A 24,554-nucleotide genomic window follows, 5' to 3' on the forward strand; every position below is an offset into this window, starting at 1 on the left:
TTATGTTTGATTGGCTCGTAAATTTAAGTGCAATATTTGTATTTGACACTTTAAATCTTGAAAGAGGTAGCCATTTAGGTGAAGCTTTACATTTTTTTATTTATGACACTATAAAAATTTTTATACTTTTAATTACTATTATTTATATTGTTACACTTTTAAGAAGTTATTTTCCTATTGAAAAAGCAAGAGAGTATATTAGTGGTAAAAACAAGATTGTTGGTCATTTTTTAGCTGCAATTTTTGGAGTTATCACCCCTTTTTGTTCTTGTAGTGCAATTCCTTTATTTTTAGGTTTTTTACAAGCTAGAATACCTTTAGGAGTTACTTTTTCATATTTAATCTCAGCTCCACTTAGTGATGCTGTTGTTATTGCTTTACTGTTTTCACTATTTGGTTGGAAAATTGCTTTACTTTATGTTGGTATTGGAGTACTTATTGCTATTGTAGCTGGATTAATTATTGGAAGTATGAATTTAGACAAAGAGGTTTTAATTGAAGTAAAGCCTATTGATGCACAATATCAAGAAGAGAAAGAACCTTTTTCTTATAAACTTAAAGAAGCATGGATAAATACTGATGATATATTTAGAAAAATATATTTATATGTAATTATAGGTGTTGGTATTGGTGCATTTATACATGGCTATATTCCAGCTGATTTTATAACAAAATATGCAGGTGGAAATGCTTGGTATGCTCCAATAGTTGGTGTAATTATGGGAATTCCTATGTATAGTAATGCAGCTGGGATTTTACCCCTTGTAGAAGTATTAACACAAAAAGGAATGCTTCTAGGAACTGCCTTATCTTTTATGATGGCTGTTGTTGCTTTAAGTCTTCCAGAAGCTATGATTTTAAAAAGGGTTTTAAGTATAAAGTTAATATCAATATTTTTTGGTATTGTAGGAAGTGCCATACTTTTAACTGGGTACTTATTTAACGCGATTTTATAAAACTTTATTAAAAATTATAAATCAAAAAAGGATAAAAAATGAAATTACAAATACTTGGAACAGGTTGTCCTAAATGCAAAGCTTTAGAAGAAACTGTAAAAAAAGCAGTTTCAAAAGTTGGTGGTTTTCATGAAGTTGAAAAAGTTGAAGATCTTGTAGAAATTATGAGTTTCAATGTTATGAGTACACCAGCACTTGTAATTGATGGAAAAGTAAAATCAAATGGTAAACTTTTAAATGAACAAGAAGTTATATCTTTAATGAATAGTTCTTCTTAAAATTTATATTCTTAAGTAAGTATAACTATATTCATTGTAGAATTACTAAAATAAATAGTTCAAAAGGCTTTACTTATGATAAAATTTTATATTAAAGACAAAAGACAGCCATTAGGGATTGAAGCCTTATCAGATTTAGAAAACTTAAAAGATGTTTATTGGATTGATATGGTTTCTCCAGCTTTAGATGTATTAAAATTAGTAGAAAATAATTTTGATATAAAATTTCCAACAAAACAAGAGAGTCAAGAAATTGAAATAAGTTCAAGGTATTGGGAAGAAAATGAAAGCATAGAAATAAATAGTTTCTTTTTACTCTTTAAAGAAGATTATGCAAAAAATGAAACTGTTTCATTTATTTTAAAAAATGAACTTCTAATCTCAATTAGATATACACAATTAAAAACTTTTGATGATATTTCTAGGAAAATAGCCTCATCTGGATTTAAGATTTTTAAAAGTGGTGATGATATTTTAAATGCCATACTTGATATAAGAATTGATTCTGTTGCTGATATTGTAGAAGATCTTTCAAAAGAGATTACAAAACTAAGAAGACTTGTATTAACAGATTATAAAAATAAAGATGAAGATATTTTAGGAAAGATATCAAAACTTGAAGAACTAAATATGCTAATAATAGAAAACTTAAAAGATAAACAAAGAATTTTAGCTTCACTACTAAAATCTCATCTTTGCAAACAAGATATAAAAGAAGATATCTCTATTATGCTTAAAGATATTCGCTCACTTGTTGATTATACTCAATTTAATTTTGAAAGATTAGAATACTTACAAAATGTTTTCGTTGGCGTTTTAAGTATTGAGCAAACAAAAGTTGTAAAAATTTTTACAATAGTAAATGTTGTCTTTCTTCCTCCTACACTAATAGCAAGTATATATGGTATGAACTTTGCACTTATGCCTGAATTAAAATGGGAATATGGATATTTATTTTCCCTTGGATTAATGGCTCTATCAGTTATAACGCCTTTGTATATTTTCAAAAAGAAAGGTTGGATGTAAAATCTAACCTATATAAAAGTTTTTTTAGATATAATTGCGAAAAATCTTAAGGCTACTTTAAGAACACTCAATTTTAAAATATTTTAATAAAAATCCATAATAATATTTATTGCATTACAAATTAGTCTATTTAAACATCAATTTAATAAAACAAAAATAAGGAACTAGATGGTAAAAAGGTACTTTAAAAAAGAAGAATGGTTTGGAAACATAAAGAATGATTCCTTAGCTGGTATTGTTGTTGCACTTGCACTTATTCCAGAAGCAATTGCATTTTCAATTATTGCAGGTGTTGATCCAAAAGTAGGACTTTATGCTTCATTTTGTATTGCAGTTGTAATATCTTTTGTTGGTGGACGTCCTGGTATGATTAGTGCAGCAACTGGTGCTATGGCTTTACTTATGGTTGACTTAGTAAAAGATTACGGTCTTCAATATTTACTTGTTGCGACTTTATTAACAGGATTAATTCAAATTATTGCAGGCTATTTTAAGCTTGGAAGATTTATGAGTTTTGTTCCAAGAGCTGTTGTTGTAGGGTTTGTAAATGCACTTGCAATTTTAATTTTTATGGCTCAACTTCCAGAACTTATAGATGTAACATGGCATGTATATGCATTAACTGCTCTTGGATTAGCAATTATTTATCTATTTCCTTATATTCCTAAAATTGGAACTATTTTACCCTCACCTTTAGTAACTATTATTATTTTAACATTAATAGTATATTTTATGGGAATTGACATAAGAACTGTTGAGGATATGGGAAAACTACCTGATACTTTACCTATATTTTTAATTCCAGATGTACCATTTAACTTTGAAACTTTACAAATAATTTTTCCTTATTCAGTTTCACTAGCTGTAGTTGGTTTACTTGAATCTTTGATGACTGCAACTATAGTTGATGATTTAACAGATACTACTAGTGATAAAAATAAAGAGTGTAAGGGACAAGGTATTGCAAATATTGTTTCTGGCTTTTTTGGTGGTATGGCAGGTTGTGCTATGATTGGACAATCAGTAATTAACATCAAATCAGGTGGTAGAGGAAGATTATCAACATTTATTGCAGGTTTTTTACTTCTTATTATGGTTGTATTTTTAAGTGATATAATATCAATTATACCAATGGCTGCCCTTGTTGCTGTTATGATTATGGTATCAATTGGAACATTTGATTGGGGTTCAATTAAAAACTTGAAGACATTACCATTATCTACAAATATTGTTATGATTGTAACTGTAATAGTTACAGTTTATACTCATAACTTAGCCCATGGTGTAGTTGCAGGTGTACTACTTGCTTCACTATTTTTTGCTAATAAAATCTCGCACTTTATGTATTGTAACACTAGCTACGATGAAAATAAAGAGATTAAAACATATGAGTTTGTGGGACAAGTATTTTTCAATAGTGCTGATAAGTTCTATGAAACATTTGATTTTAAAGAAGTATTAGATAAAGTTGTAATAGATTTATCAAGAGCTCACTTTTGGGATGTATCTGCTGTTTATGCATTAGATAAAGCAGTTATAAAACTAAGACGTGAGGGAACAGAAGTTGTAGTAATAGGACAAAATGAAGCAAGTAAAACTATTATAGATAGATTTGGTGTACATGATAGACCAGAAGAGATTGATAAAGTAATGGGAGGGCATTAAGATGGCTTATGTATTATGTTGTGTAGATGGTAAAAACTACTCTTATTCTGCTTGTGATTATGCAGTTAAGATTTCAAATAATATGAATCTTCCTTTGAAGTTTTTAAATATAGTTGTTCACAATCACTACTCTAGTAAAGTTGATTTATCTGGAAGTATAGTTCTTGGAGAAAGAGATGATATATTACAAGAACTTGCAAAAGAAGAAGAAGAGCAAAGTAAATCTGCAATTAAATCAGGAAAAGAGATTTTAAATGAACTTAAACAAAGAGCTTCACAAACTTGTAACAATGAAGTAATTATATCTCAAATTCATGGAGAGGTTATTGATAATATTTTAGAGCTTGAAGATGAAATTGAAGCTTTAGTAATAGGTATTAAAAGCAAAGAAGAGCATGAAATTGGAGATAATGTAAAAGAGATTATTAGAAATATACATAAACCTGTACTTTTAGTAAATAGTGATTATGTAGAGCCTAAAAAACTCCTTGTAGCATATAATGGTTCAAGTGAATCAAAAAAACTTTTACAACAAACATCAAGTAACCCACTATTTAAAGATGTAAAAAGAGATATAGTAAATCTTAATACCAATAAAATAGAATCAGCAACACTTCTACAAGAAGCAAAAGAGATTTATTCTAAAAAAGATTATGAAGTAGAAACAAAGACTTTAGATGGAACAAGTGAAGATTTACTTATAAACTATTTTAATGAAAATAGTTGTGATATTTTAGCAATGGGTGCATTTGGACACTCAAGGGTAAAAGAGTTCATTTTTGGAAGCTTTACATCAAAAGTTCTTTCAAAGATGAAAAAACCTTTGCTTTTATTTAGATAAGAAGAAAAGATTAAGCTTTTCTTCTTTTTAAACCATCAAATGAAAAGATTAATAAAGCTATCCAAATAAGTGTAAATGTAATAAGTTTGTTTACATTTAAAACCTCATCATAAACAAATACTGCAACTAAAAATGCAACGGTTGGTCCTATATACTGAATAAACCCTAAAGCTGTTAAACTCATTCTAGTAGCAGCTGCATTGAACCATAAAAGAGGAACTACTGTTACAAGTCCGCTTAAAGATAGTATTGTCATATCATAAGAGCTTAAAGTATTAAATACACTTTGCTCATTTTGTACTAAAAAGTTTAAGTATATCAAAGCTATTGGTAAAATAACTATTGTTTCTATAAAAAGCCCAGGAATAGATGAAATTGCAATTTTTTTTCTAACCATTCCATAAAATCCAAATGAAAAGGCTAAAGTCAGTGCAATTATAGGAATTGTTCCTAGTGTTGCAAGCTGATAAACAACTGCAATTATTGCTAAAACAATTGCAATACCTTGTGCTTTATTTACCCTTTCTTGAAAAATCAAAAATCCTAAAGCAACAGTTACTAAAGGTGTAATAAAATATCCCAAGCTTGCTTCAACTATTTTATTTACAGAAATTGAATATATAAATGTAAACCAATTAATTGATATTAAAATTGATGCAAAAATCAAATACTTCATCTTTGCAAGACTTTTAAAAATCGGCTTTAAAGTATTAAATTGTTTACTAATAAATAGTAAAAATACAAGCACTACAACAGAAAAAACAACCCTATGAGCTAAAATCTCAAATGGAGGAACCATAGTAATTTGCTTGTAGTACATTGGAGTTAAACCCCAAAAAAGAAAAGCACAAAGTGCATATAATAATCCTAATTTTTTTTCACTCACGATAATATCTTTTTATAATTTTTTGAAACTATAGCTAAAAGTGAGAAAAAAAGAACTTATTAAAAAATATAGTTTATTCTTTCTATTTTTTCAAATTCTATTTAGTACTCTTCTTCAATTTCATCTTTTAATACATAAATATATGTATCAATATCTAATTCATCATATCTTTCAACAGTTACTTCTTGTCTTATAAATTCAGCACCCTCAAACTCATCTAAATTATCCCAATGATTTAAAAGATTATTTGAATAAAACAAAAAACCATGAACTGTATCTTCTCCTGATTCAAGTCTTATTCCAGGATATCCCATTCCTGCACTCCAACCTGCATCTATTAGTTTTCCTTTAACTGTTGCAGGAACAAACTTACCTACAATATTTTCTAGTACATGTGCATTTGGACAGTTTGGCATTAAGGTTCCATATACAAAAAGTGTTTCACTCATGAATTATTTTTCCTTTTTTGAATCATCATTTTGCTTTGAATAATTCTATTTCTATTTTTTGCAAATATTTGCATATCTTCCACTTCATCTAGTTCATCAACTATTTCTACTCCTAAAAGTGCTTCTATAACATCTTCAAGTGTTACAATACCGCTTGTTTGTCCATATTGATCAGTTACAACAAAAAGATGTGTTTTTCTCTTTACAAATAGATCAATCAAATTAGAAACAGGGATATTTTCAGATACTTTATAAACATTCATAGCAATATCTTTTACTTTTTTGTTATCTCTATTTTCAATACTCTCTTCTAATATTGATTGATTTAAAACTATTCCTACAATATCATCAATAGTATCTTTATAAACAGGTATTCTAGAATAAATATAAATTTTATCACTATCAAGAGCTTCTTTAATAGTAGTATTTTCATCAAAAGCAAAAACTACACTTCTTGGTGTCATAACATCTTTGGCTTTTACATTTTTTAGTTTAAATAAGTTTGCAATAAGAGTACTCTCTTTTGATAAAATTGATCCTTCTTTTTCTCCCATTGCAATAATTGTCATAATTTCATCTCTTGAAATATTGTTACTACAATCTTTATTTTTTGAAATATAATTTGTAATAAAAGTTGATATCCAAACTAAAGGGTAAGACACTTTAATCAAAAAAGAGATTATATAAGCTGATGGAATTAATAGTTTTTTCCAATAAATAGCCCCTATTGTTTTGGGAATAATTTCAGAAAAATATAAAATCATTAAAGTTAAAACAAAAGCTATTAATGTTTGCCATTCATCTCCAAAAAGATTTTGTGCTTGAGCTCCAACACCTGCTGCACCCATTGTATGGGCAAATGTATTTAAAATCAGAATTGAAGAGATTGGTTTATCAATATCTGATTTTAATTTTTTTAAAATTTTTATTGCTTTTGAATCATCTTTTTTTGATAAAGATTCTATATAACTACTCGTACTTGAAAGTAAAACTGCTTCTAAAACAGAACATAAAAATGATACTAATATTGCTATTAGTAAATATACAATAAGAAGGGTCATCTTAGCCCTTTATTTGTACGCTTACGGGTTTGATACATTTTTTTTCCTATGTAAAATCTAATATCAAAGCATACTATATATAGAGTAAAAAATTAATTACTTTTATCTTTATTTGAAAAAAGAAATAACAATTGGCAAAAAAATTGCTGTAAATATGCCACTAAGACCCATAGCAAGAGCAGAAAATGCAGCTGCTTTTTGTCCTATTTCTATTGCTCTTGCTGTTCCTATTCCATGTGAAATTAAACCAAGAGCAAAACCTTTTGAAGTTTCATTTTCAATTTTAAGGACTTTAAAAATAATTGTCCCTAATAGTGCACCAATAATTCCTGTAATAATAACAAAGCCAACAGCTAAAGAAGGAATTGCTCCTATTTGTTCAGAAGTAATAATTGCAATTGGAGCTGTTATTGATTTTGTTGTCATTGATAAAATTGTTGCAAGTTTTGCATCTAAAACCCAAAGTAATCCAACTGCAATTGCAATAGAAAATACTCCTGCAATAATAAGTGTGGCAATTATTGGAATAAACAAAGACTTAATATACTTTAAATTATTAAACAAAGGAAGAGCCAAAGCAACAGTAGCAGGTCCTAAGAAAAAGTGAATAATTTTAACACCTTCAAAATACTCTTTATAAGAAGTATTAGTTAATAAAATCACACTCATAATAATAGCATAGGCTATTATTATTGGTTGAAGTAAAGTATTTTTATTAAATTTTTCATAAACAATAATTCCAATTTTAAAAGAAGCCAGTGTCAAAATAAGCCATGTTAGTGGTGTTGTATGAATATATTGTATTACTGCATCAAAGTTCATTTTTTGCTCTTTTTTCTGTCAAATAATCCATAAGTTTTGCACTAAAAGCTAATGCTATAATTGTTCCTAAAACAAGTGAAATCAATATTGCCCAAAACTCTTTTTGCAAAATATCTGCTTGAGTTATTATTCCCATTGCTGCTGGAATAAAAAGCATTGGAAGATATTTTAAATGAATAAATACTGCATTATCTAAACTTTTAAAACTACTTTTTCTTATCATTAAAAATAAAAGTAAAAGTATCATTCCTATTACTGGGCCTGGAATAAGGAGTGAAAATAACTTAGTTATGCACTCACCTAAAAATTGAAATAGAAGTAAAACAATTATTCCTTTTAACATTTACCATCCTTTAAAAAATAAAATTATACTTTTTTATATACATTTTGTCAATTTATAAATATAATATAGACTTTTTGTATTTTAAGTATCTTTTATAGTATTATGCATTTATGAATAAAAAACTACAAACACATAAAACAACTTGTGATGCAATTGCAAAACTATTTTATCCAAATGTTGAAGTTGTATTACATGATACAAATGAAGAGAAACTAGTTCATATTAGCAATGCCTTTTCAAAAAGAGAAGTAGGCGATAAGATGCTAAATGATGTAAAAGATATAAAATCTTTAAAATCAGATATTGTAGGTCCTTATGAAAAAGTAAATTTAGATGGTAAAAAATTAAAAACAGTTTCTTCTATAATAAGAGATGAAGATAATGAAGTAATTGGAATAATGTGTATAAATTTTGACATTAATACATTTGAAAATATATTTCATTCACTAAAGAATTTTTTAAATATAGAAAACAGTGAAGAAAAACCAAATCTATTATTTACACAAGATTGGAAAAGTCACACAAATACAATAATAAATAACTATTTAAAAACTAACAATAAAAATTTAAAAAATTTAAAAATAAAAGAAAAAAAAGAGTTGATTTTGTATTTAAATAGTGAAGGTATTTTTTCAATTAGAAATGTAATATCATATTTATGCGATATATTAAATATATCAAGAGCCACTATTTATAAATGGTTAAAAGAGAAATAATTCACTATTCCTATCAATAAAAAATAGCTCATCTATAAAAGTCTTAAAAATGTCCTAATCTAGCTGTATAATTATGAATTTATGCAAAAAAAATGTATAATTATAAGCATAAAGCCAAAAAGGACTTAACATGAAAAACATGACAATTAGAACTAAGCTTATACTAATTATAGTTTTTACTATAATTTCAGTAGCAACAATGATTGCAATAAAATCTATTCATTCTTTAAATAGTTTAACAAAAGAGAATATAGCAGACTATAGGAAAACTGCTTATAATGTAGAAGAGGAAACTTTAGCTTCTTATACAAACTTTGCAAAAAATATTCTTGAGAACTATTATAAACAATCTGATGTTGAAAAAATAAAAGAAAATATAAAAAATAACCTTGATAAACAAACAGATTTTTTATTTAAGATTTTAGAAAAGCTTTATAGTGAATTAAGTGGTAAAGTCCCAGATAAAGAATTAAAGAAAATTTTATTAGATGCTATTGCAGGAGCTAGATATGGAGTAAATCAAGATTATTTTTTCGTCTATAATGAAAATGCAATAGTTTTAAAGCATCCAATAAATCCTACAAAAGAGGGGAAAAGATATCCAAAACCTCATATTCTAAACTTTATTAAATTAGCAATTGAAAATGGCGAAGGTCTAGTTTCATATGAACAAACAGTTCCTAATAAACCACCAAGACAAAAAGTATCTTATGTAAGAATGTTCAAACCTTTTAATTGGATAATAGGTACAGGTGCATATATAGATGATATATCTGAATCATTAAAGAAAAAAGCTTTAGAAGAAATATCTGAATTAAAGTTTGGTGAAAATGGATATTTCTTTATTTATGATTATGAAGGTACTAACTTAATGCATCCAGCAAAACCTGAGTTAGTAGGTAAAAATATAATAAATCTAAAAAGTAAAAAAGGTATTTATTTTATAAAAGAGTTAGTAAATGCAGCTAAAGAAGGTGGGTCAATTGTAAGATATGATTTCCCAAAACCAGGAAGTAATGAAGAGTCAGAAAAATTAGGCTATGCCACAGGTTTTGATCCATGGCAATGGATGATAGGAACAGGAGTATATACAGATAAAATTGAAGGTCATATTAAAACAATGGAAGAAGAAGCATCAGATAAAATTTTATCTATTGTTTTTGGGATTGTTTTAATTGCCTTTATTATTTCAGTACTTATAGCCCTATTTGTTATTTTCTTTATAAATAATCAAATTAATAAACCTTTAAATAAGTTTCAAAATGGCTTATTGGATTTTTTCAAATATATAAATAAAGAAAAAGACAATACTGAAAGAATCGATATTATTACAAAAGATGAAATAGGACAAATGGCAACTATTGTAAATGAAAATATCGAAAAAACAAATAAGTTATTAGACCAAGATTATAAATTAATCGACAATGTAAAACATATTGTTTCAGAAGTAAATGCAGGGAATTTAGAAAATAGAGTTACTATAAAAACAGAGAATAAAAGTTTAGAGGACTTAAAACAAAACCTAAATGAAATGCTTGATTCTATCTCTTCAAAAATAAACAATAACTTTATAGAAATAGATAAATCCTTAGTAGAGTTTAAACAGATGAACTTTACACATAGAATTTCAAATCCAAAAGGTGAAGTTGCTATTGCTCTTAACTCTTTAGCTGATACTATAAATGAAATGTTAGTTAAAAATAAAACTAATGGTATAAACTTAAGAGAAAACTCTAAAAGTCTTCTAGAAACAGTAACTATTTTAAGTACTTCTTCAAATGAATCTGCTTCAAACTTAGAAGAAACAGCAGCAGCACTAGAAGAGATAACAAGTACAATAATAAATAACTCAGAAAATGTAGCAAAAATGAGTAATTACGCAAAAGAGTTATCAACTTCTGCAAAAACAGGACAAAATTTGGCAAATGATACTACAACTGCCATGGATGAGATGAATGAACAAACACAAGCAGTTGCAGAAGCAATAACAGTAATTGATCAAATAGCATTTCAAACAAATATCTTAAGTTTAAACGCAGCAGTAGAAGCAGCAACAGCAGGTGAAGCTGGAAAAGGTTTTGCAGTTGTAGCAGCAGAAGTAAGAAACCTTGCAAGTAGAAGTGCAGAAGCTGCAAATGAAATAAAAAGAATAGTAGAAAATGCGACAAGTAAAGCAAATGAAGGTAAAAGCATAAGCTCAGAAATGATTAAAGGTTATGATAATTTATTGGAAAATATCAGAAAATCAACAGAAATGATTAATGAGATAACAACAGCTAGTAAAGAACAAGAATCAGGAATCACTCAAATAAATGATGCAGTAACACAACTAGACCAACAAACACAAAAAAATGCAAGTGTAGCAAGTCAAACAAATGATATAGCTATAGAAACAGAAAAAATTGCAACAACAATTTTAGAAGATGTTGAAGAAAAAAGATTTATTGAGAAATAATAATTTCCTAGCACTATAAAAGTGCTAGGAAATAAACTTTAATCTAACTTTTGTACTATTTTAACTTCATTTGGATCTAAAGAATAACCTAATCCTTTTACTATTTTTATAGATCCTTCTGGGATTTTTTTTCTTAATCTTTTAACTAAGGCTCTAATATTTGTTAAAGTAGTTGGTTCCCCTTCCCATACATACTCTTCAATTTCATCAAAACTAAATACTCTATTTATATCTTTTCCTAAAAGTTCTAAAAATAAAATCTCTTTTTTTGCTAATTTTATATCTTCATCATCTCTTACTAAAGAGTGTTTTATATAATCAAATACTGCATTATCTTTAAATTTTAATAGTTTTGCTTCATTATGGCAAAGTTTTTTAATTTTATGAATTAATTCATACATAAAAAAAGGCTTCTTTAAATAATCATCACATCCCATCTCATAAGAAGTTTGAATCTTATCAAGTTCATAGTTTGAACTAATAATTATAACAGGAACTGTTAAATTATATAATCTAAAAGATTCCAAAACAGAAATTCCATCAAGTGATGGAACATTTATATCCAAAATTAAGCATTGATAACCATTTGTACAATTATCAAGTGCTTCCTCCCCATCTGTAAATATATCAACAATATAATTTTCACTTTTTAAGGCATTGGCTACTAATGTAGCAAGCCTTTCATTATCTTCTAATAGTAGTATTTTCATAATTTGCTCCTAACTTAATACTAAACATAGCTCCATTATTAGTATTTTCAACTTCAATTGTGCCATCCATTTTATCTTCAATTATAAGTTTTGCCATATATAGCCCTATACCATGTCCATTCTCCTTTGTTGTATAGTAAGGTTTAAATATATTATTAATATGTTCTTTTGGTATTCCTCCGCCATTATCTTCTATTTGAATTAATACATCATTTTGGATATTTTTTATATCTATATTTATTATTCCTTCTTTTATTCTTTTCTCTTTTCTTCTTTTTACTATTGAATCTTTTGCATTATTTACTATATTTAACAGTATTTGCATAAGTTCATTTTTATAACCTAAAATATTTAAATTTGCATCTTCTTGTACTTGTACATTTGTCTTTATATAATTATATTTTATATTATGATTTATTATTTCTAACATCTTTGTAACTGCTTCTGATATATTAAATGTGACTTTTCTTGTTGAGGGCATTATAAAGTTTTGAAAATCACTTATTGTTTCACCCATATATCTAACTTGTACCATGATATCATTTACAAATGCATTATTCTCTTCATCTATTATCTTTTTATCTGTTGAATATATTTGTTCTTGTGCTATTGTTGTTATCTCTAAAAGTGGTGTCTTCCATTGGTGCGCAATTGATGAAAATATCTCTCCTATCTCTGCTAACTTTGATTGTTGTATCATAAACTCTTGATTCTTTATTTTCTCTCTTAATGCAAGTTTTTCTTTTGTAACATCAGTAAATACAACTACTGTACCACTTGTTCTATAAATATCTTCTGTATAATCTGTTTGATCAATCATATAAATATGTTCTTTATTATCTTTTGATTTTAAAACTATTGCATTACTTTCAAAACAGTTTTTATCTACAAATGTTTTTAATAAATTTAAAAGTTTTTTAACATTTCTATTTTCTATAAAATCTTTTAATTGTTTTCCTTCAATTATATTTGTACTCATTTCTAAAAGTTCGTCAAATTTTGCATTTGAATCAACAATAAATCCCTTATCATCTTCCCATACAATAGGACTTTTTATTGAGTCTAATAAAACCTTATCAAATTGCATTCTTTGTTTTAACTTTTTTGAACTTTTTATTCTTAAGTATAAGTTATGAATTAAGCCTAAGATTAGAAAAACTAAAAAAGGAGAGATTATAAAAACAAAATCAATAAAAAGCCGATTTTTTTCAAAAAAAGACAAAGGTTCATTTACATATTTGATTTTTTCATTTAGCAAATTTGGATTTATATTAAACTCTTTTACTTTTTCATAATCAAAAATATAGTTATAACTATCATCAGTTTTAATACTTACAATATTATTTTTATTTTCCATAATCTTTTTTATCTCTTTTGCAGAGTTTCTTCCTAGTTGTTTTATATCAACTAGTTTACCTCCAATTGCACCTTTTTTTATAAACAAATCATCAGTGATAAATACTGGAATCTTTGCATTTTTTATAAATGAAGCAATTTCATAATTTGGATATAATTTTCCAGTACTATCATTGTAAAATCTTACAAAAAATAGTGCTTCATTCTCTTTATATTTTGAAAATTTATTTATTAAAGCATCAAACTCGATTTTTCTAATATATTCAATTTCAAACTTACCTTTTATTTCTTTTATGGCTTCTTTAATGAATTTATTTGAATCATCACCATTTGCACTTTGATCGTTTAAGATATATAATTTTTTTAAAGAAGGGTATACTCTTTTTATAATTTTTATGTTTGTTTTAATCTCTCTTTTTTCAAGCATTCCACTAACTTGTTTTTCAAGATTATAATCTTTTATTTCTTTTTTTGAGTATTGTTCTAATCCTATAAAATATATAGGTTGAGTAATATCTAATTCTTTAATATTTTGCAAGATAAAAGCATATGCAAATTTATCAACTGCAACAACTAAGTCATATTTGTGTTTTTTTAATTGAAGATCGTAAAGTTCTGTTAGTTTGTCAAAGTAATTTTCTGAGGCGATTCTTTTTGAATCCATATACAAAACATTTGCATCAATATTTGTAGTATAAAAAAAGTCTTCCATACCCATAATTACTCTATCACTCCATTCAAAGCCTTTGTGATAAGAATTTATTATCAAAACATTTTTAATCTCTTTTGCAAATAATGTAGTAGTTAAAGTATTTAGTAGTAGAAAAGTACTTAGTAGTATAAATATAGATTTTCTCAATATTAAGCCTTTTTTTTAATATTTTAAATTATAACATTAAAATATTATCATGACAGTAAACAAAGAGAAAAATCTCTTTGTTTATCTTAATATTCAAAAAAAGTTTTTTGTAATTCTTTTTTATCATTTGTTTTAGTAAGTCCAAGCATTAATAAAATTCTTGCTTTTTGTGCATTTAAATTATCTGTTGCAATAAAACCATATTTTTCATCATTTACTTCACCATGTAAGTTTGTTCTACCACTACCTACTCTTGAAGTTCTTGCAACAACAATACCTTTTTTTACAGCTTTACCTAAAGCTTCTTGAGTACTTGGATATAAGTTACCATTACCCATACCTGCATGAATAATACCTTTTGCACCTGCTTTTACTGCTGCATTTACAAAAATATCACTATCATTAGAGTGTGCATATAAAATCTCAACTCTTGGTAAAGAATTGATTTTTTCAATATTAAATTCTGAATTATATGTATGTTTTCTAGTTGGATTCATATAATAATGAACATTTCCATAATAAACAGTACCAATTTTTCCAGTATTTGGTGAAGCAAAAGCATTTACTCTTGATGTATTAACTTTTGTAACTTCTCTTGCACTATGAATTTCATCATTCATTACAACAACAACACCTTTACCAGCTGTTTGTTTATCGATTGCTACATTAACAGCATTGAAAATATTCATTGGACCATCAGCACTCATAGATGAACCTGATCTCATAGCTCCAACAAAAACGATTGGTTTTTTACTTTTTACAGTTAAATCAAGAAAATAAGATGTTGCTTCCATAGTATCTGTACCATGAGTAATTACAACACCATCAACATCATCTTTTTTAAGTAATGTGTTAACTCTTTTTGCAAGTTTAATCCACACTTTATCATTCATCTCTTGTGAACCAATATTTGATATTTGCTCACCTTTTATATTTGCTAATTCTTTAATTGAAGGAACAGCTGAGATTAACTTATCAACTGTAACTGCACCTGCTGAATATGAACTTTTTGTAGAAGACTCACCTGCTCCTGCAATAGTTCCACCTGTAGCTAAGATAGTAATATTTGGTTTAGCTAAAAGTACTGATGTACCTACAAAGGCAAATAACGCAACTGATTTTAATAATTTCTTCATGACAATCTCCTTTTATTTGATTGTAATTGGATAATAAACTTTAAAAAGTTAACATGATACTTAAAAAAAATGCATACAAGAACCGATCTTGTATGCATTGAAGATATTTTGCTTAGATAATTATTCCAGCGAAGATAAATCCAAATATAACACTAAGAGCAATAGCTACAACTCCTGGTATCATAAATGGGTGGTTGAATACTAAATTACCAATTCTAGTTGAACCTGTGTCATCCATCTCAACAGCTGCAAGTAGCGTTGGATAAGTTGGTAATACAAATAATGCACTAACTGCTGCAAATGATGCAATTGCAGTAACAGGATCAACACCTAAAGCTAATGCTGCTGGCATTAATGCTTTTGTTGTTGCACCTTGAGAATATAAAAGCATACTTGCGAAGAATAAAGTAATTGCTAACATCCAAGGATAATTATTTAATAAATTACCTGCAAAACCTTTAATCTCATCAATATGAGCTCCTACAAATGTAGTCCCTAACCAAGCAACACCAAGTACACAAATACAAGCACTCATACCTGATTGGAATGTTGATGCAGTAATAACTTTTCCAGAATCAACTTTACAAGCCATTGTAATAATAGCAGCACAAGTTAACATAAATACCATAATAGCGGCATTTCTTGGAAGTGATGGATCTTGAATAATTCCAACTTTATTACTAATTAAAGTAGCATAAGTTACAACAGAGATAATTGTAAGAATAAAGATACCAACTGATAGTTTTGCACCTTTTTTAATCTCTACTTTTGTTTCACCTCTTAATTTAACTAAACCTTTTTTCATTCTATCTTGATAAACAGGATCGTCTTTTAAGTCTTTTCCTAAAAAGTTACTTACAAAAGCTGTAATCATACAAGCTGCAAATGTTGTAGGAATAACAATCGCTAATAACTCAATATATCCAACTCCTAAAGGCTCAATAATTCCACTAAAAAATACTACTGCTGCTGAAATTGGAGAAGCAGTAATCGCAATTTGTGATGCCACAACTGCAATACCTAAAGGTCTTGATGGTCTGATACCTTGTTCTTTTGCAACTTCTGCAATTACAGGAAGCGTTGAATATGCTGTATGTCCTGTACCTGCAAGTAATGTCATAAAATAAGTAACTGCTGGCGCTAAATAAGTAATATGCTTAGGATTTTTTCTCAAAATATCCTCTGCAATTTTTACCATATAATCTAACCCACCTGCAATTTGCATTGCTGCAATTGCTGCAATAACTGACATGATAATTAAAATAACATCGATTGGTATACTACCTGGTTCTAAACCAAAGAAAAGACAAAGGATTAATACTCCAAGTCCACCTGCATACCCAATTCCAATTCCACCTATTCTAGCCCCCATATAAATAGCGCCTAACACTACTAATATTTCTAAAAATAACATAACGTCCTCCTTGTGAGTTATTTGATACTGTAAATAATTATTTAATTCTTGGTTTAATCATATTTTCTGGTCTAATAATCTCTTCAAGTTCACTTTGCGTTAAAAGTTGTTTTTCTAATACAATATCATAAACTGATCTTCCAGATTCTAAAGCTTCTTTTGCAACATTTGTTGAATTTTCATATCCAATATAAGGATTAAGTGCAGTTACTAAACCAATACTATTTAGAACTAAATTTTTGCAATGCTCTTCATTTGCAGTAATTCCATCAACACATTTTTCTGATAATGTTTCAAATGCATTTTTCATCATATTAATTGAATTAAATAAGTTATATGCGATTACAGGTTCAAATACATTAAGTTGTAGTTGTCCACCCTCACTTGCCATTGTAATAGTAACATCTGCTCCAATTACTTGGAATGCAACTTGATTTACAACTTCAGGGATAACTGGATTTACTTTACCTGGCATAATTGATGAACCAGGTTGCATTGCAGGAAGGTTAATCTCATTAATTCCAGTTCTTGGTCCACTACTTAAAAGTCTTAAATCGTTACAAATTTTAGAAATTTTAATAGCAACTCTTTTTAATACTCCAGAGATTTGTACATAAGCACCTGTATCTTGTGTTGCTTCAACTAAATCTTTTGCTGTTACAAATGGTCTTCCAGTTACTTCTTGTAATCTTTGTTCTACTTCATGTGCATATTCTGGGTGAGAGTTAATACCAGTACCAATTGCAGTTGCACCTAAATTCATCTCTCTTACAAGTTGTTGTGCTCCAATTAATCTTTCAATATCTTCATCAATCATAGTTACATATGTATGAAACTCTTGTCCTAATGTCATAGGAACAGCATCTTGAAGTTGTGTTCTTCCCATTTTAATAACATCTTTAAATTCATCTGCTTTTTTCATGCAAGATTTTCTTAAAACTTTCATTGAATCTACTAGTTCATATAGTTTTTCAAAAAGTGCAATTCTAAAAGCTGTTGGATAAGCATCATTTGTTGATTGTGATTTATTTACATCATTATTTGGATGTAAGAAATCATATTCACCTTTTTCATGTCCTAAAATTTCTAAAGCTCTATTTGCAATTACTTCATTTGCATTCATATTAGTAGAAGTTCCCGCTCCACCTTGAATAACATCAACAACAAAGTGTTCATGTAAAGAACCATTTATAATCTCATCGCAAGCTTCACATATTGCATTTTTTTTGTTCTCTTCTAATAGTTTTAAATTATAGTTTGCTAATGCGCAAGCTTTTTTCACTTGTGCAAGTGAAATAATAAATGTAGGGAATTGAGATAATGTTACACCTGTAATATGAAAGTTATCTTGAGCTCTTGCTGTTTGTACTCCATAATAAAACTCATTATCTATTTCTCGTTCACCGATTAAATCGTGCTCCATTCTTTTACTCATAATATGTCCTTTAAATTAATTTGAAAATTAAAGTCTGTCATCATATACTTTAAAATAGGCTTTAATTTTTTACTTAATGTAATTCTATAAGTCCAAAATGAACTAAAAGTGATTTTTTATGAATAAGCATTCATTTTATTTACTTTTTTTTTACTTTTTTTAAATATAAGGATAAAAAATGAGAGTCTGGGCTGTTTTGTGCTTTTTTATAGTAAATGAATGAGCATTATTATTTAAGGTCTAGTATTATTAGAGCGTTATACTAGTTAATATTACTACTACGTTAATTAAACATTAGTTTTTATAAGTTCAGGATGGCGACTATTTTATAAAAATAGTCATTTTACTAATAAACCTATCATTTCCCGTAAAAATATCAAGGTTACTATTGGATAAGCAAACTCACAGCCAGGAGCTATACATCCAAAATTATTAAAATAGAAAAGCTTGATGGGATAAGCTTTTCTATGCTGGTTGTCTTCTACTCTTTTATAGTAGCTAGCTTTCTTCTCATATATGCTATTTTATTTTGTAAAGGAAGATGTTTTGGACAAGTATCCTCACAACCAAGAAGAGTCATACATCCAAATATTCCATTATCATCACCAACTAATTCATAATAATCATCAATTGTTCTTTCATCATGAGGGTCACATTCAAATCTTGCAACTCTATTAAGACCAACTGCACCAACAAAATCTTCTTTAATAAGTTTTGTTCCACAACCTGCAACACAACATCCGCACTCAATACATCTATCAAGTTCAAATACTTCATCTGCAACATCTGGTTCAATTCTCTCTTCAAGATTAGAGATATCAAACTCTTTTGATGTATGAATCCAAGATTCTACTCTTTTACTCATACCATCCATCCACTCACCTGTATTTACAGATAAATCTTTGATTAGTTTAAATGTAGGAAGAGGTAAAAGAGTAATTACATCTTCAAAATCTTTTGTTAATGATCTACACCCTAATTTTGGTCTTCCATTGATCATCATGGCACAACTACCACAAATACCAGCACGACAAACAAAATCAAAACTCAAACCTGCATCCATATTTTCTCTTATATATGTTAAAGCTAAATAAATAGTCATACTATCTGTTTCTTCAATCTTATAATCTTTGAAATATGGTTTACTATCTCCACTTTGTGGGTCATATCTTAATACCCTAATTGTTAATTGCCGTGCCATTACTTAACTCCTAATCTTTTATTTTTTCTTTTATACTCTTCTTGTAAAGGAAAAGGCATAAGAGCATCTTGAATTTGATATCTATCTTTACCATCAGATTCTAATTTGTCAGTTAACTCATCAACTTGTGCTTGTCTTACTGCTGATAATTCATTTTCTATAATCATACCCTTAGCACCATACCCTCTAAATCCAGGAGGTATTTCCATTTTCATAATATCTAACTCTTCATATTCAACAGTTGGCATTGTATTACCCTCTTCCCATGAAGTTAGAGTTCTTTTTAACCAATTTGCATCATCTCTTTTTGGATAATCTTCTCTTGTATGTGCCCCTCTACTTTCAGTTCTATCAAGTGCACCTTTTGCTACACAAAGTGCAACTTTAAGCATCATTGGAACTCTATATGCTTCTTCTAACTCAGGGTTTGCAGTTAGTTGTTTATTTTCAACAGAGATATTTCTTGATTTAATATAAAGCTCTTCTAACTCTTTAACTGCTTTTTCTAAACCATTTCCATCTCTAAAAATACCAACATAATCTTGCATTATTTTCTTCATTCTATTTTTAATTTTAAAAATATTTTCTGTTCCATTTAAAGATACTAATTGTTTAATATAGTTCTCTTTTTTAGCAACTGCATCTTCAATAGTTTTTGTATCAATATCTATCTCATTATCTTTACAAAAATCTGCAAAGTAGTTACCTACAATCATACCTGCAACAACAGTTTCAGATACAGAGTTTCCTCCAAGTCTATTAAATCCATGCATATCCCAACATGCTGCTTCACCTGCACTAAAAAGACCTTTTAATGTAGGAGATTCTCCTGTTGGTTTTGTTCTAATACCACCCATTGAGTAGTGTTGCATTGGATGAACTGGTGCCCAACCTTTTTGTCCCTCATCAGCTGGATCAATTCCTGCAAAATATTCACAAATTTCTTGTACATCTCTTAGGTTTCTTTCAATATGATCTCTTCCTAAAATAGAGATATCTAACCATAAGTGTTTTCCATAAGGTGAATCAACACCTTTTCCTTTTCTAATGTGTTCCATCATTCTTCTAGAAACAACATCTCTACTTGCAAGATCTTTTTTCTCAGGTTCATAATCTGGCATAAATCTGTGTCCATCAACATCTCTTAGAACACCTCCATCACCTCTACAACCTTCAGTTAATAAAATACCTGATGGGAATAATGGTGTTGGGTGAAATTGTACAGCTTCCATATTTCCAAGTTTTGCAACTCCAGTTTCTAGTGCAATAGCAGTACCAATCCCTTCACAGATTACTGCATTAGTAGTAATTTCATAAACTCTACCATATCCACCTGTTGCTATTAATGTTCCTTTTGAAACATATGCTACAACATCACCTGTAATTAAATCTCTAACAATTGCTCCATAACATCTATTATTTTTATGAATAAGTCCAATTGCTTCTTTTCTATCTTCAATATTAACATCATTTTTTAAAGCTTCATTTGCAACAGCAAAAAGCATTGTATGCCCAGTTGCATCAGCTGTATAACATGTTCTCCATTTTTTTGTTCCACCAAAGTCTCTTGAGTTAATTAAACCATGTTTATTATCATCTTCAAAAATGTTTGTTTTTTTAGTATTAATAACTGCTTCATGGTTACCTTTTCTAATTCTTGTCCAAGGCACACCCCAAGATGCTAATTCTCTAATTGCTTTTGGTGCAGTTGTTACAAACATTCTTGCAACTTCTTGATCACATCCCCAGTCACTACCTTTTACAGTATCAGAAAAGTGAACATCTTCATTATCACCTTCACTCATTTTTGCATTACCTAAACTAGCTTGCATACCACCTTGTGCAGCAGCACTATGAGATCTTTTTACAGGAACTAAACTTAATACTGTCGTACTTAATCCCTTATCAGCAGCAGCAACAGCAGCCCTAAGACCTGCTAAACCTCCACCAACTACTAATGCATCACAATATTTAATCTTCATAATCTAACCTTTAATTGTTTATAATTTTTGAACTATTTGTTGGTTGATACTTTTGTCCTGGTGCAATATCATTTTCTAATCCAATTTTAATATATGCAAGTAAAGTTACAACTCCTAAAGTTAAAAATACAACACTTAATAATTTTTTAACTTTTAACATTTTAGCTCTTGTTGCTTTTGGGTTTTCGCCATCAAACCAACCCCATTTCATAGCAGCTCTGTATAATCCAACAGAACCATGAATCTCAACACAGATTAATAAAACAACATAAAGTAACCACATATGATCTTCAACAACTCTATATGCTGATCCAAATGGACCAATATTTTGAGGTTGAGTAAACATAATAAATAAGTGAATCATTGCTGCAAACATCATGATTAATCCACTTACCCATTGAAACATCCACATTGATGTATCATTGTGTTTCATCATTTTTGCATGTTCTTTTATTTTGATATATGTTTTATAACTAGTAGGAAATTTTCTTAACCCTAAAATTGCATGTATTATAAATACAATTGTTATAGCTAATACAAAAAAACTTACAACAGCAGGAATTCCACCTTCAAATATAAAATCTAACTCGAAAGCCTTTGTTACTGCGTGCATTACATCTTTTCCAAGAAGTATTGTTGATACAAACAACATATGCCCCATCATAAAAAGTGCTAAAACTACACCAGTAGCAGTCAACCACACATCCATTTTTGCAGGAGTTCTACTCTTTTTACCTTGAGTAGTTACACCTGTATATGCTTCAATTACCTTTTCCATAATTACCTCCAAGTAACCTTATAAAGTACTTATTTTTTTAAATTAAGTAATTTTATAAGAAAAGTATGACATAAAAGGTATTTTTTGCGTTTTTTTGTAAGTTTTTTTAAAAATTTTAATTAATTTTGATATTTTAGAGTAAAAAGTGGAAAAAAGTAGAAATAAGTCTGTTTAATTTAAATTAAGGTAGTAAAAAGATTTTTTACTACCTTATATTATTTTATAAGTCTTTTTTAATCTTTTGTGTTAATGAATCAATTGTAAAACCAAAATCTTCAAATAACTTATTTGCAGGAGCACTTGCACCAAATGTATCCATGCCATAAACTACATCTGCATATTTGTAGTATTCTAAGCCTCTTGCTGCTTCTACGGCAAATACTTTTGTATTTTTATCAATAATATTTGAAATATACTCTTTATCTTGCTCAAGAAGTAAATCAAAACAAGGAACAGAAACAATATTTGCTAAAATACCATCTTTTTCTAAAGCACAACCTGTTTTAAGAGCAAGCATTACTTCACTACCACTAGCCATAATAGTAACAGTTGCACCTTCTCTTTTTTTAAGTAAGTATCCACCGTTTGATACATCACCAAACTCTTTTTTTGATTTTAATACTTCTAAATTTTGTCTTGAACAAACAAAAGCACTTGGTGCTTTTAATTTCAATGCTATTTTCCAACAATCAATATTTTCATTAGCATCAGCAGGTCTAAATACATAAAAATTTGGTAAAGCTCTAAATTGTGATAAATGTTCAATTGGTTGATGTGTTGGACCATCTTCACCAACTCCAATAGAATCATGTGTCCAAATAAAATGTTGAGGAATACTTGCAAGTGCAGCAATTCTTGCAGCTGGTTTTAAATAATCAGAAAATACAAAAAATGTTGCACTGTAAACTCTAAATAAACCATATAAGTTCATTGCATTACAAATTGATGCCATGGCATGCTCTTTTATTCCAAAATGTATATTTCTTCCAGTTGGAAAATCACCCATATCTAAAAGTTCAGTTTTATTTGATGGAGCTAAATCTGCACTTCCACCTAAAAATCCTGGAATTGCTTTTGCAATTGCATTTAAAATTTTATGATTTGAACCTCTTGTCGCTACACTTGAACCCTCTTCAAACTTTGGATACTCAATATTATCAAAATTTGGATTTTTAAGCTCTTCTATTTTTGTTTTTATCTCTTCACTTAAAGACTCATTCCAAGCATTTTCAGCTTCAACACCTTTGATTAATTTATCAAATGCACCTTTAATATCATAAGGAACAACAAATTTTTCATCTGGATTAAATCCTGCTTTTTCTTTAGAAGCTCTTATCTCATCTTCACCTAAAGGTGCCCCATGTGTATGGTGACTTCCCTCTAAAGTTGCAGCACCTTTTCCAATAGCAGTTTTTGCAATAATTAGAACAGGTTTAGTTGCTTCTTTTGCTTTTGTTATTGCATTGTCAATTTGAGTAAAGTTATGTCCATCAATCTCAATTACATCAAAATTAATAGCATCAAATCTTTTTTTAACATTTTCACTCCATGAAATAGAAGTATCTCCCTCAATTGTAATAGAGTTTGAGTCATAAATAACTACTAAGTTATCTAAGTTTAAATGCCCAGCAGTTGCACATGCTTCATAAGAAATACCCTCTTGTAAATCCCCATCTCCACATAAGCAATAAACTTTATGATTTATAACATCTTTTCCTAAAATATTTTGTGCATATTTTGAAGCCATAGAAAAACCAACAGCATTTGCAATACCTTGACCTAAAGGACCAGTTGTAATCTCAATACCATGTGTATGTCCATACTCTGGATGACCTGGTGTTTTAGAGTTATGCTGTCTAAAATTCTTAATATCTGAAATACTTACATCAAATCCCCATAAGTGAAGAAGTGAATACACAAGTCCTGTTGCATGACCACCACTAAATACTAATCTATCTCTATTTAACCATTTGTCATTTGAAGGATTAATATTTAAGTGATTACTTAATACTGTTGCAATATCAGCAAGTCCCATTGGTGCACCTGGATGCCCTGAGTTTGCTTGCTGAACCATATCAGCAGCTAGAAATCTAATTGTATTAGCTTGTTTTTGGAGTAGTTCTTTCGACATAATTTTCCTATATTGTTGGAGTTTTTTTAAAGTAGTGCCAATTATATCTAAAAA

Annotated in this window: 21 protein-coding genes; 7 read left to right on the forward strand and 14 right to left on the reverse strand. The window is 28.5% G+C overall.

The window, feature by feature from the left end; genetic code table 11:
• Positions 1-2: 2 nt before the first annotated feature.
• The 5 genes from AMRN_RS12725 (at position 3) to AMRN_RS12745 (ending at position 4,766) form a co-directional block, all read left to right on the forward strand.
• On the forward strand, positions 3-956 hold the full coding sequence (locus AMRN_RS12725) for a permease (protein ID WP_099311260.1): 954 nt from the start codon (positions 3-5) through the stop codon (positions 954-956).
• Between the two features lie 38 nt (positions 957-994).
• Positions 995-1,234: a thioredoxin family protein gene (locus AMRN_RS12730; RefSeq protein ID WP_099311259.1), complete on the forward strand. Its 240-nt coding sequence runs from the start codon at positions 995-997 to the stop codon at positions 1,232-1,234.
• 75 nt (positions 1,235-1,309) lie between these two features.
• Entirely contained in the window at positions 1,310-2,260 is a 951-nt protein-coding gene (corA, locus tag AMRN_RS12735; RefSeq protein ID WP_099311258.1) for a magnesium/cobalt transporter CorA, read from the forward strand.
• 168 nt (positions 2,261-2,428) lie between these two features.
• Complete coding sequence (locus tag AMRN_RS12740) at positions 2,429-3,925, forward strand: SulP family inorganic anion transporter (RefSeq protein WP_099311257.1); 1,497 nt, start codon at positions 2,429-2,431, stop codon at positions 3,923-3,925.
• A gap of 1 nt (position 3,926) precedes the next feature.
• Positions 3,927-4,766 carry a universal stress protein gene (locus tag AMRN_RS12745; RefSeq protein ID WP_099311256.1) on the forward strand — a complete coding sequence of 280 codons (840 nt, stop codon included), beginning with the start codon at positions 3,927-3,929 and terminating at the stop codon, positions 4,764-4,766.
• Between the two features lie 10 nt (positions 4,767-4,776).
• On the opposite strand, the gene rarD is transcribed toward AMRN_RS12745, so the two are convergent.
• The 5 genes from rarD to AMRN_RS12770 all read right to left on the reverse strand — a co-directional run bounded on the left by rarD (position 4,777) and on the right by AMRN_RS12770 (position 8,327).
• Positions 4,777-5,652: an EamA family transporter RarD gene (gene rarD, locus AMRN_RS12750; protein WP_099311255.1), complete on the reverse strand. Its 876-nt coding sequence runs from the start codon at positions 5,650-5,652 to the stop codon at positions 4,777-4,779.
• A 101-nt stretch (positions 5,653-5,753) separates the two neighbouring features.
• On the reverse strand, positions 5,754-6,101 hold the full coding sequence (locus AMRN_RS12755) for a gamma-glutamylcyclotransferase family protein (protein ID WP_099311254.1): 348 nt from the start codon (positions 6,099-6,101) through the stop codon (positions 5,754-5,756).
• Entirely contained in the window at positions 6,098-7,162 is a 1,065-nt protein-coding gene (locus tag AMRN_RS12760; protein WP_099311253.1) for a CNNM domain-containing protein, read from the reverse strand. Before AMRN_RS12760 ends, AMRN_RS12755 begins: the two co-directional genes overlap by 4 nt.
• Before the next feature lie 108 nt (positions 7,163-7,270).
• A complete protein-coding gene (locus AMRN_RS12765; protein WP_099311252.1) occupies positions 7,271-7,984 on the reverse strand; it encodes an LrgB family protein in 714 nt (237 codons plus the stop codon).
• Positions 7,974-8,327 (reverse strand): CidA/LrgA family protein, encoded by a 354-nt coding sequence (locus AMRN_RS12770; RefSeq protein ID WP_099311251.1) that lies wholly within the window; start codon positions 8,325-8,327, stop codon positions 7,974-7,976. The genes AMRN_RS12765 and AMRN_RS12770 overlap by 11 nt, the downstream gene beginning before the upstream one ends.
• Positions 8,328-8,437: 110 nt before the next feature.
• Here AMRN_RS12770 and AMRN_RS12775 point away from each other — a divergent pair, with 110 nt between their 5' ends.
• Together AMRN_RS12775 and AMRN_RS12780 are read left to right on the forward strand one after the other, a co-directional pair.
• Positions 8,438-9,043, forward strand: a complete 606-nt coding sequence (locus AMRN_RS12775) for a helix-turn-helix transcriptional regulator (RefSeq protein ID WP_099311250.1) — start codon at positions 8,438-8,440, stop codon at positions 9,041-9,043.
• Positions 9,044-9,173: 130 nt separating this feature from the next.
• Positions 9,174-11,498: a methyl-accepting chemotaxis protein gene (locus AMRN_RS12780; protein WP_099311249.1), complete on the forward strand. Its 2,325-nt coding sequence runs from the start codon at positions 9,174-9,176 to the stop codon at positions 11,496-11,498.
• A 38-nt stretch (positions 11,499-11,536) separates the two neighbouring features.
• Here AMRN_RS12780 and AMRN_RS12785 read toward each other — a convergent pair whose 3' ends face one another.
• The 9 genes from AMRN_RS12785 to tkt all read right to left on the reverse strand — a co-directional run bounded on the left by AMRN_RS12785 (position 11,537) and on the right by tkt (position 24,542).
• Complete coding sequence (locus AMRN_RS12785; protein WP_079578311.1) at positions 11,537-12,208, reverse strand: response regulator transcription factor; 672 nt, start codon at positions 12,206-12,208, stop codon at positions 11,537-11,539.
• Complete coding sequence (locus tag AMRN_RS14305; protein WP_228199129.1) at positions 12,183-14,423, reverse strand: sensor histidine kinase; 2,241 nt, start codon at positions 14,421-14,423, stop codon at positions 12,183-12,185. Before AMRN_RS14305 ends, AMRN_RS12785 begins: the two co-directional genes overlap by 26 nt.
• 86 nt (positions 14,424-14,509) lie before the next feature.
• The gene (locus tag AMRN_RS12795) at positions 14,510-15,559 is read right to left on the reverse strand and encodes a type II asparaginase (protein WP_099310111.1); all 1,050 of its coding nucleotides are present in this window, start codon (positions 15,557-15,559) and stop codon (positions 14,510-14,512) included.
• 112 nt (positions 15,560-15,671) lie between these two features.
• Complete coding sequence (locus AMRN_RS12800; protein ID WP_099310112.1) at positions 15,672-16,973, reverse strand: anaerobic C4-dicarboxylate transporter; 1,302 nt, start codon at positions 16,971-16,973, stop codon at positions 15,672-15,674.
• A 37-nt stretch (positions 16,974-17,010) separates the two neighbouring features.
• Positions 17,011-18,408: an aspartate ammonia-lyase gene (aspA, locus tag AMRN_RS12805; RefSeq protein WP_099310113.1), complete on the reverse strand. Its 1,398-nt coding sequence runs from the start codon at positions 18,406-18,408 to the stop codon at positions 17,011-17,013.
• A 481-nt stretch (positions 18,409-18,889) separates the two neighbouring features.
• Positions 18,890-19,609 (reverse strand): fumarate reductase iron-sulfur subunit, encoded by a 720-nt coding sequence (locus AMRN_RS12810; RefSeq protein WP_099310114.1) that lies wholly within the window; start codon positions 19,607-19,609, stop codon positions 18,890-18,892.
• On the reverse strand, positions 19,609-21,591 hold the full coding sequence (locus AMRN_RS12815; protein WP_099310115.1) for a fumarate reductase flavoprotein subunit: 1,983 nt from the start codon (positions 21,589-21,591) through the stop codon (positions 19,609-19,611). The genes AMRN_RS12810 and AMRN_RS12815 overlap by 1 nt, the downstream gene beginning before the upstream one ends.
• Before the next feature lie 10 nt (positions 21,592-21,601).
• Positions 21,602-22,369 carry a fumarate reductase cytochrome b subunit gene (locus tag AMRN_RS12820; RefSeq protein WP_099310116.1) on the reverse strand — a complete coding sequence of 256 codons (768 nt, stop codon included), beginning with the start codon at positions 22,367-22,369 and terminating at the stop codon, positions 21,602-21,604.
• A 220-nt stretch (positions 22,370-22,589) separates the two neighbouring features.
• Positions 22,590-24,542 (reverse strand): transketolase, encoded by a 1,953-nt coding sequence (gene tkt, locus AMRN_RS12825; protein ID WP_228150780.1) that lies wholly within the window; start codon positions 24,540-24,542, stop codon positions 22,590-22,592.
• Between the last annotated feature and the right edge of the window lie 12 nt (positions 24,543-24,554).

The sequence above is a fragment of the Malaciobacter marinus genome (assembly GCF_003544855.1).
In the GTDB taxonomy this organism is placed as follows: Bacteria; Campylobacterota; Campylobacteria; order Campylobacterales; family Arcobacteraceae; genus Malaciobacter; species Malaciobacter marinus.